The organism is Empedobacter sp. GD03861, from assembly GCF_029840885.1.
GTDB lineage: Bacteria > Bacteroidota > Bacteroidia > Flavobacteriales > Weeksellaceae > Empedobacter > Empedobacter falsenii_B.
On the sequence record NZ_JAOCDJ010000002.1, the window covers coordinates 119297 to 132244 of the forward strand.

A 12948-nucleotide genomic window follows, 5' to 3' on the forward strand; every position below is an offset into this window, starting at 1 on the left:
GTTTAAAATCCAAATCATGAGAAAAATAATTTTATCAACAGCCGCCATTTTAAGTTTAGTTTTATCTTCGTGCGAATCGAAGAAAACAGAAAACACAGAAGTTGTAACAAATAAATCTGAAGTTGCAGAACAGCCAATTGTTTTGGAGAGTGATATTGCGAATCATCCAGAGTCATCGACTTCGTCAAATACCTATGTGGTTTTGCAAGATAATGGTCAACAAAAAACAGTAAATATTGACCCGAATGAAACCGTTATTTCAGCAAATAATTTGCCTGTTAATGCACAAAATTTTGTTTCGAAAAACTTTGGTAATATGGAGTTCGTGAATGCAATAAAAGAAGTTGAACGCAATATCACAACATATAATATTCAGTTGAAAGACGGAACAAAAATAGAATTTACAGATAATGGAGATTGGAAGGAGGTGAAAAATGGTCTAGGAAAAGCGATTCCGATTAAATTTTTCCCAGATAATATTCAAAAATATCTTCAAACTAAATATCCTAAAATTGATGCGAAATCAATTGAAATGGATACAAAAGATAAAGAAATAAAAGTAGAATTGTTACAAAATAATGTCGATTTGAAATTTGATTTGAATGGTAATTTTATCAAAATTGATTAATCACATACATCAAAAACCTTATCAATAGATGAGGTTTTTTTTATTTCTGATTTTTAAAATTTACAATAACCTTCACATCAACTTTTCGCAATTTTCAATATATTTATAGTAGAAAAAATCAACCAAAATGGATAAAAAATATTTGAGATCGCTAATTTTTAGACATCTCGATGGTTTGGTAACGGCTCCGGTATTAAGTGCTTTGGCTAAAAAAGGAGCTTTGCATTATATCGTCGAGCGTAAAACTATACAGTTAGAAGAATTGACAAACGAATTTCAGGCAAACGAAGGTTATCTAAATGTTGCTTTGCGTGTGTTGGCTTCGCAGAATATGTTAGAATATTCAGTGAATAATGCAGAAAATAGCGTCGAGATTCAAACCAATAAATATTCAGATCGCGCATTTACTAATGTTGATATTTACCATGATTTAGCTGTTTTTTTGGCAGAAAATGAAGTAATTAATCAACATGATTTTTCGGATGAATTTTGTAAAAAATGGATTAAATTATTTGATAAATATAAAACTTATTTGATGACTGCTGACGACGAAGAGTTTCTTGAAAAACCTTTGCATTATCAAATTACCAAACATATCGAAGGCGTTTTAGTTGGACCAATTATTGTGCGAATGGGAATGAGTGGTTTGTTTCATAAATACTTTATGGAAGCTTCTTTCAATCCAGATGAATTTCACAAAAACCCACAAACTTTCGAGAAAATATTGGAACGATTAACCGAATTAGGTTGGTTTACAAAACACGAAAAAAACTATAAATTCACAGAAATAGGATTATTTTTTGCGCGCCGTGCAACATCTTATGGTGTTACAGTTTCTTATTTACCAATGTTCGCGAAGTTGAATGATTTGCTTTTTGGTTCGCCAACAAAATTGCGTGAAATTACCGAAGGCGAAGATGAACAACACGTGAATCGCGAAATGAATGTTTGGGGTAGCGGAGGAGCGCATTCCACTTATTTCAAAGTGATTGATGAGTTTATTGTTGATATTTTTAATCGTCCAATAGAAGAGCAACCGAAAGGGATTTTGGATATGGGATGTGGAAATGGAGCGCTTTTGCAACATTTGTATGATGTCATAGAACGTCAAACCTTACGCGGAAAACATCTAGACGAATATCCGCTTTTCTTGGTTGGTGCAGATTATAATCAAGCAGCATTGAAAGTAACGCGTGCCAATTTAATTAAAAATGATATTTGGGCAAAAGTGATTTGGGGCGATATTGGCGATCCAGATCGTTTGGCAACGGATTTGAAAAATGATTATTCAATAGAGTTGAGTGATTTATTAAATATCCGAACATTTTTAGATCATAACCGAATTTGGGAAGATGTAGAAGATGTCAAAACAAATCGAATTAGTGCTTCTACAGGAGCTTTTGCGTTTAGAGGAAAACGATTGTCAAACAATGATGTGGAACAAAATTTATTGAATCATCTCAAAAAATGGGCGCCTTATGTAGATAAATTTGGATTGTTATTGATCGAATTACATACAATTGCTCCAGATTTAACGGCGAAGAATTTAGGAAATACGCCGGCAACAGCGTATGATGCGACGCATGGATTCTCGGATCAATATATTGTGGAAGTAGATGTTTTTCATCGTATTTGTCAAGAAACAGGTTTGGTTCCAGATAAAACATTGTTCAAAAAATATCCAAATAATGAGTTGGCAACAGTTAGTATTAATCTTTTGAAACGATAATATTTAAAAAATATATTAAATCAAAAAAAAGCTCAGCAATTGCTGAGCTTTCTTGGTTAGTCTTGTATCAATAATTAGTTTAGGGTTATTTTTGCTTGACTAATCTTAAATCCATTTTCGTAAACATTGAACGTGTAAACTCCTTTTTGGAATTCCTCGTTTTCCCAATCAAACGTAATATTTTTTGTTTGTCCGTTTGTGTAATTAAAGTTGATTGCATCAGAGAAATTTACTGTATCTCCAGATCTCAATTCAATTTGTCCACCTTGTGCATTTCCATATCTTCCTAAAGTTCCATCAGGATTATAGATAGCAACATATAATTTTTTCTCTCCAGATTCTGTTCTCGAATTACGATCTACATCAAAAGAAACACGAATTTTATCTATACGTTTTGCACGTGTTTTTTCAACTTCTTTTCCGCTATTTCTTACACGAATTCCTTTGATTTGTTGATTCGAAACAGATAAAGTTGAACTTAATTCATTAATCTTTCCTTTCGAAATTGCATTGTCTTTTTGACGAACACTTTTTTCTGTTTCGTAGTTATATGTTAACTCTTTATTGTTTTCTCTTAAATTATTGTTGTCTGTTGTTAAAGCAGAATTTTTATTATTTAATTCGTCAACACTACGTACAAGAATTGCATTTTCTTTTTGTAAACGCGCAACTTCAGATTTGTAATTTTTTACACTTCCTTCTAAATCGTTGATCATTTTACGAGCACGATTCATTTCTTCTGCAGTAGGATTGTCTTTATCTAGAATTTCTTGAATATCTTGATTCTTTAACTGAATCATATTTTCTTTATCGCCCAATAAATTGTTACGATCTTCGATACGAGCTTTATATTGTGTATAGTCGTTTAAAATAGAATCATATTGTTTACGAATTTGATCTTTTTGACCCGTTTCGTTTTTAAGGATTTGAGAATTTAAAGATTCATTTTTTTCAAGATTCCCGATTTGGTTTGCTTGATAAATATTATATCCTACGCTTCCTGCTAATAAGATTCCGACTAATGCCAAAGGAACTACTAAACCGTTTTTTCCTTTGTTTGTTGGTTGATTGTTTTCTTCTAATCCTTGCATATGAATTATTATTTAAGGTTAATTGTTTTTTTATTGTTTCTAGTGTTAAGAAATTATGATGCCAAAAACTTATGATGATGTTAAAATGAGGGTTTTTTAACAAATTTTTTCACATTTTAGACCGAAAATGAATAATCAGATAGAATTTTATTCTAAATAAATCATAAAAAAAGCTCCAGAATAATCTGAAGCTTTCTTTTAATTAATATGAATTGTATTTACTTTTTATCAAAAGTTCCTGTGTAAACAGAAGTCAATTTATCCAAAGAAATGTACTTTTTGAAAACCTCGTTTACTTGGTTTACATTCAATGCATCTACTTTTTTCTCTAAATTATCAAATTCATCAAACGAAATTCCGTTCAATAAATAACCATTCGATAAACCTAATAAAGTTCCGTCAGTTCCCAAAGAAGTCGTACGTCCGTTTTTCCAACTTACAATATTTGTTTTCAATTCGTCCGCTGTGAAACCATCTTTCAATGCTTTTGCAACTTCTTCTTTCAATGCTTTTTCAACCGCTTCACGTTTTGTTGGATTCAAGAATGCATAATATCCCCAAGAAGAAACGTCGTTTTTAGGATCGCTTGGAATCGAAACATAAGAACCTGCGCCGTAGCTGATTCCTTCTTTTTCTCTTAATCGCATTGGAATACGAGCAGATAAAAATCCTCCACTTCCAATCATTTCATTTGCCATAACCATTGCGGCGTAATCAGCACTCTCACGATTCATTTTGAAGTTAATTGATCCAACTGCAGCAGCATTTTCTTTGTCTGGAATGTTGTAAAGTTTATCCTCTTTCTTCGTTGCTGTAAAAGTTGGATACGCCTTTTCGTACTTCGATTTGCTGTTCCATTTACCAAAAGTATCATTCAATAATTTTTCAACTTTCGCTTTGTCATTTGTTCCAACAATAGAAACAACACCATTTTGCGCACCTAAAATATTTTTATAAAAATCAACTAAATCAGCTTGTTTGATTTTCTTCAAATCATCTTTCGTTTCAGCAAAAGAAGCTGTGTAGAAAATAGAAGATTTAGGATAATTAGATGTTAAACGACTAATTTCGTTGAAGGCTAATGCTTGCGGATCGTTTGTATTTGCATCTAAATATGTTGTGTATTCATTTACAGATTTTGCTAATTCAGCTTCAGGAAAAGTTGGTTCTGTAATGATTTGACGCACGATATCCATTGTTTTGTCTAATGAATTTTTGTACGTATTAATTGTTACAGATAAATTTTGTCCTCCAAATCTAAATCCAACCGAAGATTTTAAAGCATCTAATTGATCTTTGATTTGTTCTTTTGTTAAATTCTTCGTTCCAGACATTAACAATTCAGCCGTTAATTGACCGATCATTCCTTTGTTTGCCAAATCTTTTTCATTCGAAACAGGTAAATTAAATGAAAGAATTACTTTTTCACCTTTAATTTCTTTGTCGATGATTCCATATTTTAGACCATTGTTCAATTTTCCTTCTGCATAATGAGCTTTTAAGTTTTTGATTGAAGCTTCAAATGGTTTTGCTTCTTTCTCAACTGCACGACCTTTGTAATTCGAAACTAATTCTGTAATCTGTTTATTCGTTAATTCAGCTGGTTTTACACGAATTTCATCTTTTGTCGGAATAAAAGTTCCAACTGTTCTATTATTCGCTTTAAAATATTTTTCAGCTACACGTTTTACATCTTCTTTGGTTACTTTTTCGATATTATCGCGGTATAAGAAACCTAAACGATAATCACCCGCACCAACAATTTCTGTTAAACCAATGGCATAATTAATCGTATTATTTTTTTGATTTTCGATGTTTTTCACAATACTTGCTTTCGCACGTTGTACATCTTGATCAGTATAATTAATTGTAGCAACTTTGTCTAATTCTGCACGAATATCATTTTTCGTTTGTTCGATGTTTTTCTCTTTTGGAATTTCAGTTCCGATATAGAAGAAACTTGCATCACGAACTTCTGGACTATACGCCCAAATTGAAGCAATTTTGTGTGTGTCAACTAAAGATTTGTACAAATATCCCGAAGGATCTGAAGTTAAAATATTATTTAAAACATCAATCGCTGCATAATCTTTATCGCTATATGCCGCAACGTGATACATTACACCAACAGATTGTGAATCTCCTGCACGTTTTACTTCAACAAATTTTTCACCATCTTGCGCTGGCTCAACTGTTAAAATTTCGTCTAAAACACGAGTTGGTTTTGGAATCGAAGCAAAATACTGATTCACATATTCCATTGTTTTTTTTTCGTCAAATTTTCCAGCAATAATTAAAGTTGCATTATCTGGTTGATAATATTTTTCGTAGAATTTGCGCAACTGTGGTGTTTTTACACGCTCAATATCTTCTTTAGATCCAATGGTAGATTTTCCGTAATTGTGCCATAAATAGCCAGCAGAAATAACGCGTTCCATTAAAACACTTGAAGGATCATTTTCACCAATTTCAAATTCATTACGCACAACCGAAAATTCTTTGTCCAAATCTTCTTGTTTAATGGTTGCGTTAATCATTCGATCAGCTTCCATTTCCAAACTCCAACGTAAATTTTCGTCGCTTGAAGGGAAAACTTCGTAATAATTTGTACGATCATAATATGTCGTTCCATTTGCGCGTCCACCTTTGTCAGATAACATTTTCTTGATATCACCTAAATTCTTAGTTGATTTAAACAACATATGTTCTAACAAGTGCGCCATTCCTTTTTCGCCATAACCTTCATGTTTAGATCCAACATTGTACACAATGTTAACCACAACATTACTTTGCGATTGATCAGGAACCAATAAAACTTGTAATCCATTTGGTAGTTTGTATTCCTTAATTCCTTCTACTTGCGTCACAAAAGTTGCGCTTCCAGATTTCGTTTGAGCCATTAAGTAAGGTGAATTTGCAAAGGCAAAAACCAGACAAATACTCAGTAAAGTTTTTTTCATGTATTTATTTTTATAGTTATTAATTGGATGATACAATTCTATAATCTATTCGTTAGACGCAAATTGTATGGTGTAAGTTACAAATCTTTTGTTAAATTTGTGATGCAACAAACAAAAGAAATGGAAACAAAAGAGGTAAATAAAATTACTTTCGAAGAGTTTAAAAGTCAAATCATTAATGATTACAAGACGGCTTTTATGTCTCGCGAAGTAAGTCTTTTAGGGAGAAGAGAAGTACTTACTGGGAAAGCAAAATTTGGAATTTTTGGTGATGGAAAAGAATTACCACAAATTGCAATGGCAAAAGTATTCAAAAATGGAGATTTCCGTTCTGGATACTACCGCGATCAAACATTTATGTTCGCAATTGGTCAATTAACAGTTGAACAATTTTTTGCACAATTATACGCTTTAACAGATTTAGAAAAAGAACCTTCATCAGGAGGTCGTCAAATGACATCTCATTTCGGAACACGTTCTTTAAACGAAGATGGTTCTTGGAAAAAATTAACAGAGCAAAAAAATTCGAGTGCAGATATTTCTCCAACAGCTGGTCAAATGCCACGTTTATTAGGTTTAGCACAAGCTTCAAAATATTTTAGAAATGTTCCTCAATCAGACGAAGATCAACAATTTTCTGTAAACGGAAATGAAATTGCTTTCGGAACAATTGGTGACGCAAGTACTTCTGAAGGTCATTTTTGGGAAACGATAAATGCAGGTGGAGTTTTGCAAGTGCCAATGGTTGTTTCTATTTGGGACGATGGTTACGGAATTTCTGTACCAGCTAAATTTCAACGCACAAAATCGAATCTTTCTGAATTATTATCAGGTTTCGGAAGAACGGAAGAGGAAAGAGGTTACGAAATTATTACTGTAAAAGCGTGGGATTATCCTGCTTTGATTGAAGCGTATACACGTGCAGAAAGATTTGCGCGTGAGCATCACATTCCGTGTATTGTACACGTGCAAGAATGTACGCAACCGCAAGGTCACTCGACTTCTGGTTCGCACGAGCGTTATAAATCAGAGGAGCGTTTGACATGGGAAAAAGAATTTGATGGAATCTCAAAATTCCGTGAATATATTTTAGCATTTGCAGATCATTCAGAAGCAATTATTTCTGCGGAAGAGTTGGATCAATTAGAAGCTGAAGTAAAAGCTGAAGTAAAAGCTTCTCAAAAACAATGTTGGGACGATTATTTGAATCCAATTTTGGATTTGAAAAATGAAGCGTTAGAATTATTAACGAAAATTGCTTCAGAAAGTGCAAACGGTGCTTTTATCAACATTGAAATTAGTAATCTAAAATCAAAGAAAAGTCCTTTCAAACGTGATGTTTATGGAGCTGTTCGTAAAGTAATTCGTTTAATACGTTCAGAAAATTTAGTTACAAAAGCTGAATTAATTTCTTGGTTAGATGCCAAAATGAAGCGCGAAGAAGAAATCTATTCGACTAAATTAGTTTCAGGAACGGCAACTCAAGTACCACAAGTAAAACCTGAGTTTGGAGAAAATCCAGCGTTAGAAGATGGTCGTGTAATTGTTCGTGATAACTTTGATAAAATTTTCGAAAAATATCCAAAGGCATTAGTTTTTGGTGAAGATGCTGGAAATATTGGTGATGTAAACCAAGGTTTAGAAGGTCTTCAAGCAAAATATGGTATCGATCGTATTTCGGATACAGGTATTCGCGAAGCAACAATTCTTGGTCAAGGAATTGGATTAGCGATGCGTGGTTTACGTCCAATTGCAGAAATTCAATATTTAGATTATATACTTTATTGTTTACAAGGAATTTCTGATGATTTGGCAACTGTGCTTTATCGTTCGAATGGAGGTCAAAAAGCGCCTGTGATTATCAGAACGCGTGGTCACCGTTTAGAAGGTGTTTGGCATTCAGGTTCGCCAATGGGAGGAATTTTGAATTTGGTTCGTGGCGTGAATGTTTTGGTTCCGCGTGATTTAACAAAAGCCGCAGGTTTTTACAATACATTGATGCAAGCAGATGAACCTGCAATTGTAGTAGAAAGTTTGAACGGTTATCGTCTAAAAGAGCCTGCACCAACTAATATCGGTGAATTTACAACGCCAATTGGTGAAGTAGAAATTACAAAAGAAGGAAAAGATGTAACGTTGTTAACATATGGTTCTACTTGGAGAATTGTGATGGATGCAGCGAAAGAATTGGAGCAATTAGGTATTTCTGTTGAAGTAATTGATGCACAATCTTTATTGCCTTTCGATATTAATGCTGATGTAGCGAAAAGTTTGAACAAAACGAATCGTTTAGTGATTGTTGACGAAGATGTTCCGGGCGGAGCAAGTGCATTCTTATTACAAGAAATTATCGAGAAACAAGGTGGATATTTTACATTAGATAGCGCACCATTAACGATTACAGCGAAAGCTCACCGTCCTGCGTATGCAACTGATGGAGATTATTTCTCAAAACCTTCTGTTGATGATATTACAGAACAAGTTTATGAATTGATGCGCGAAGCAAAACCAAATGAGTTTCCTGCTTTGTACTAAAAAATAAATTTTAGAGTTATATAAGCGTATGTCTTTTTCAAAAAAGGCATGCGCTTTTTTTGTATTTTTAACAATCAAAATTATAATGTAAATGAAATTTTATTCAATCATACTTTGTCTGTTAACTTCTGTTCTTTTTGGACAATTTCAGGATATAATTCCTCCAAAGAATATCAAGACGGTTCAAGTTTTTAATCCGCAAACAAACGATAATACACCCGTTGTCAAGTTAGGTTCTAGCGAAAGATTAATTTTTCTTTTTGATGATATCAGTGCAGGTTATAAGCGTTATCAATATTCTATTGAACACAGAAATGCAGATTGGTCAGAATCGAATATTTTTCAAACCGAATTTTTAAATGGTGTTAATGCTGATTATGCGCGAACATATAAGAATTCATTCAATACGTATCAAAAATATACCAATTATCAAATTCAATTTCCGAATGATCAAATGAATGTAAAATTACCTGGAAATTATGTGTTAAAAGTGTATTTAGAAAATGATTCAAACCCAATTTTCACGAAACGTTTTGCCGTTTATCAACCAATTGCGGATGTTGGTGTGATGGTTTCTCGTTACAATAATCCAACCGTAAAAGAATTGAATCAGCGTTTGCAAGTTCAAGTTTCAAGTGGAACACAAAATTTAACTGAAGTTCCTGATGGCGCAAGATTATTTTTGATGAAAAATAACAATTGGAACGAAGGTTATTTTATCAATCGACCATCTTTTTCTCGTCCAAATCAATTAACATATAATGATACCAATATTTTGTTTGACGGTGGTGCCGAATACAATTGGTTTGATAACAAAAATTTAGAAGTTCCGAGTTTAACAACAGAAAAAACATTCAGAAAAGATAGTGTTTATCACACTGTTTTGCGTGCAGATATTCCGAAATATAATCTACCTTATGATGATTATCCAGACATTAATGGTAATTTTTATATCCGAAATAACCGTTATGGAAACGAATATGCAGCAAATTCTGAAGCAGATTATTCGTGGGTTTATTTTGCGTTAGACGCTTTCGAAGATCAAAATGGATTATACGTTCCGTATGTTGTAGGTGCTTTTAATAATTGGGAAATTGATGAAAATTCGAAATTAGAAAAAGACGATGCAGGATTTTGGGTAACCGAATTATTCTTGAAACAAGGTTATTACAATTATCAATATGTCGTAAAAAATACCAAAACAGGCAAAATCGATCCAAGTTATGTGAGCGGAAGTTTTTGGCAAACCGAAAATCAATATCAAGCATTGTTTTACTATCGCCCTTGGGGACAACGATACGATGTGTTAATGGGATATGGAACTGGAAATTCGAGGAGATAAATCATTCAGTTTTTTATCAATCATGACTTTCAATTTCCAACCAATAAAATTTAAGTATTCTTGGCGCGATTATCAACAGCGTGTTTTAGATGAATTAGAATTTCATTTAAAAGATGCGCATCTTAATATTGTAGCACCGCCTGGCTCTGGAAAAACGGTTTTGGGATTGGAAGTAATGCTTCGAATTAATGAGCCTACGCTTATTTTAGCGCCAACTTTAGCGATTCGTAATCAATGGAAAGATCGATTTATTGAGCTTTTTCTTGATAATCAGGAAGTCGATTGGATTTCGATGGATATTCATCAACCAAAATTTCTTACCATTTCTACTTATCAAGGATTACATGCTTCGATGGTAAAAGACGAACAATCTTTGATTCAATTATTAAAAGAAAATAACGTCAAAACTTTGATTGTAGATGAAGCGCATCATCTAAAAAATGAATGGTGGAAAAGTCTCAATAAAATCAAAAGTGAATTATCACCAAAGATTGTGGCGTTAACTGCTACGCCGCCTTTTGATGTTGCGAAAGAAGAATGGAATCGTTATCTCACTTTTTGTGGTCCGATTGATTGCGAAATATCTATTCCAGAATTAGTCAAACAAAAAGATTTGTGTCCGCATCAAGATTTGTTGTTGTGTTCATTTCCCATAAATTTTGAGAGTGAAATTATTTCTAAAAATCTTGAAGAAGTAGAAGCTTTTTTCCAAGAAGTTAAACAGAATACAGCTTTGTATGATTTTGTTTTGACGTTAGATTTTATCAAAACACCCGCAAGTTGTTTCGACGAAATTTATGCAGATTTTGATGTGTATGCGTCTTTTGTGATTTATCTGAAATCGTTTGATACGCCATTGGATTTTCAGCATTTGGATTTATTAGAAAATGAAACGATAGATTTTCCGCCTTTCAATTATTATTGGGCAGAATGTATGTTTAATTATTTGTTTTTTAAAGATGAAGAATTTTATTTAAAACACGAGAAATTTTTGAAACCTTTTTTAACGAATTTAAAACGAATCGGAGCAATCGATCAGATAAAAGTTACGTTACATTATAATCAAAAAGTTAAAAATTCGCTGATAAATAGTGTAAAAAAGATTGATAGTATTGCAGAAATTGTAAAATCAGAATACCAACATTTGGGCGATAAGTTGCACATGGTAATTTTGACCGATTATATTCGAAAAGAATTTTATTCGGATAATTTACAGAATGAACCAAGTAAAATAAAGTTAGGCGTTTTTCCAATTTTCGAAAAACTTCGAAATCTAAATTCAGAAATAATTCCACATCTTGCGATTATTACAGGTTCGATGGTAATCGTTTCGAAAACAATTCTTCCAAAAATAATTTATCAGTTCAAAGATAGAGCAGAAGCGATTCAGTTTAAATCGGTGATGTTCGATGATAATTTTTTCGAAGTTGTTACGGAAGATAATTCAAGAGGAAATTTATTGGCTGTTTTAACAAAATTATTTAACAAAGGTGTTATCAAAATAATTGTCGGAACTCGCGCTTATTTGGGCGAAGGTTGGGATGCGCCGAGTATCAATAGTTTGATTTTAGCGAGTAATGTAGGTTCTTTTGTAACATCAAATCAGATGCGTGGGCGTGCGATTCGTGTGAATTCTGAAGAACCAAATAAAGTGAGTAACGTTTGGCATTTGGTTACGTTGGATTTGTTTGCGCAAAATGGAGGTGGAGATTTGGATAAAATGAGACAACGATTTGAGGCTTTTGTTGGGATTTCGCAAAAAGAAAACACGATTTCGAATGGTATTTCTCGTCTGAATCTTCCTGAACAATTTACAGAGGAATCTATTGAAAATTACAATCAGCAAACGATAGAATGGAGTAAAAATGATGTTCAAATTAGAGATTCTTGGACAAATTCTATTGCCGAAGGAACAAAGATTGATAATGAATTAAAGTATTTTTATGACGGAGAAAAAGAATATGATTTCTCAAAACATTTGTATTATTCGAAGTCGATAAAAAGTTTAACAACAAGTTTACTTCTTTCATTCATCTCTTTTATCGTTTTCTTTTTCGAAGAAAGTATTCGAACACTTTTATTTTCGATGTCGAAAAAAAGCTTTCTTTCAACCATAATTTTTCTCTCAACGGTCGGAATTGTGTATTTCGGAGTTAATTTTTACAAAAACATCAAACTTTATATTCAATATAGAGATATCACCAAAGATTTTCAGAAAATAGCTGTTGCGTTATTCAATACTTTGCAACATTTTAATTTATTGTCTAATGAATTGCGAGAAACAAATATTTTGACAACTGTAGATAAATCGGGAAATATTTCGTGTAGTTTATTGTCGGCAACAACTTATGATAAGGCGACTTTTTTACATTCGCTCGAAAATATTTTAAATCCAATTGATAATCCACGTTATTTTATCGAACGAAAAAGTGTGCTGATGAAGCTTTTCAAACAAAGAGATTATCATTCGGTTCCCGAAATTATTGGTCAACACAAGAAAAAGGCTGAATATTTTCATCAACAATGGTTGCAACTTGTAGGCGATGCAGAATTGCATTACACAAGAAGTTATTATGGACGAAAAAAGTTGATCAAAGCAAAAATAAAATCGTTAAGTTTTCAATTAAAGCAACCAATTGAACATATCAAAAAGTGGAAATAAT

7 protein-coding genes are annotated in these 12948 nt (G+C 32.7%); 5 read left to right on the forward strand and 2 right to left on the reverse strand.

Features of this window, described 5'->3' with window-relative positions; translation table 11 throughout:
* Positions 1-16 precede the first annotated feature (16 nt).
* Together N5D03_RS01735 and N5D03_RS01740 are read left to right on the forward strand one after the other, a co-directional pair.
* Positions 17-628 carry a PepSY-like domain-containing protein gene (locus tag N5D03_RS01735; RefSeq protein ID WP_280050766.1) on the forward strand — a complete coding sequence of 204 codons (612 nt, stop codon included), beginning with the start codon at positions 17-19 and terminating at the stop codon, positions 626-628.
* A 127-nt stretch (positions 629-755) separates the two neighbouring features.
* Positions 756-2357 carry a class I SAM-dependent methyltransferase gene (locus tag N5D03_RS01740; RefSeq protein WP_280050767.1) on the forward strand — a complete coding sequence of 534 codons (1602 nt, stop codon included), beginning with the start codon at positions 756-758 and terminating at the stop codon, positions 2355-2357.
* A 74-nt stretch (positions 2358-2431) separates the two neighbouring features.
* Here the strand turns inward: N5D03_RS01740 and N5D03_RS01745 are convergent, their stop codons facing one another.
* On the reverse strand, positions 2432-3448 hold the full coding sequence (locus N5D03_RS01745; RefSeq protein ID WP_280050768.1) for a hypothetical protein: 1017 nt from the start codon (positions 3446-3448) through the stop codon (positions 2432-2434).
* Between the two features lie 218 nt (positions 3449-3666).
* Positions 3667-6408: a pitrilysin family protein gene (locus N5D03_RS01750; protein WP_280050769.1), complete on the reverse strand. Its 2742-nt coding sequence runs from the start codon at positions 6406-6408 to the stop codon at positions 3667-3669.
* 120 nt (positions 6409-6528) lie between these two features.
* On the opposite strand from N5D03_RS01750, the gene N5D03_RS01755 reads away from it, so the two are divergent.
* From N5D03_RS01755 to N5D03_RS01765, 3 genes are all read left to right on the forward strand, one after another.
* On the forward strand, positions 6529-8943 hold the full coding sequence (locus N5D03_RS01755; protein WP_280045494.1) for an alpha-ketoacid dehydrogenase subunit alpha/beta: 2415 nt from the start codon (positions 6529-6531) through the stop codon (positions 8941-8943).
* Between the two features lie 91 nt (positions 8944-9034).
* Positions 9035-10285 carry a type IX secretion system plug protein domain-containing protein gene (locus N5D03_RS01760; protein ID WP_260391957.1) on the forward strand — a complete coding sequence of 417 codons (1251 nt, stop codon included), beginning with the start codon at positions 9035-9037 and terminating at the stop codon, positions 10283-10285.
* A gap of 22 nt (positions 10286-10307) precedes the next feature.
* Complete coding sequence (locus N5D03_RS01765; RefSeq protein ID WP_280050770.1) at positions 10308-12947, forward strand: DEAD/DEAH box helicase family protein; 2640 nt, start codon at positions 10308-10310, stop codon at positions 12945-12947.
* Position 12948 lies beyond the last annotated feature (1 nt).

Bases quoted from the DNA above. Each gene is read 5' to 3' on its own strand.
- N5D03_RS01765 (WP_280050770.1), top strand. From the start codon at position 10,308: ATGACTTTCAATTTCCAACCAATAAAATTTAAGTATTCTTGGCGCGAT.
- N5D03_RS01740 (WP_280050767.1), top strand. From the start codon at position 756: ATGGATAAAAAATATTTGAGATCGCTAATTTTTAGACATCTCGATGGT.
- N5D03_RS01760 (WP_260391957.1), top strand. From the start codon at position 9,035: ATGAAATTTTATTCAATCATACTTTGTCTGTTAACTTCTGTTCTTTTT.
- N5D03_RS01750 (WP_280050769.1), bottom strand. From the start codon at position 6,408: ATGAAAAAAACTTTACTGAGTATTTGTCTGGTTTTTGCCTTTGCAAAT.
- N5D03_RS01745 (WP_280050768.1), bottom strand. From the start codon at position 3,448: ATGCAAGGATTAGAAGAAAACAATCAACCAACAAACAAAGGAAAAAAC.
- N5D03_RS01755 (WP_280045494.1), top strand. From the start codon at position 6,529: ATGGAAACAAAAGAGGTAAATAAAATTACTTTCGAAGAGTTTAAAAGT.
- N5D03_RS01735 (WP_280050766.1), top strand. From the start codon at position 17: ATGAGAAAAATAATTTTATCAACAGCCGCCATTTTAAGTTTAGTTTTA.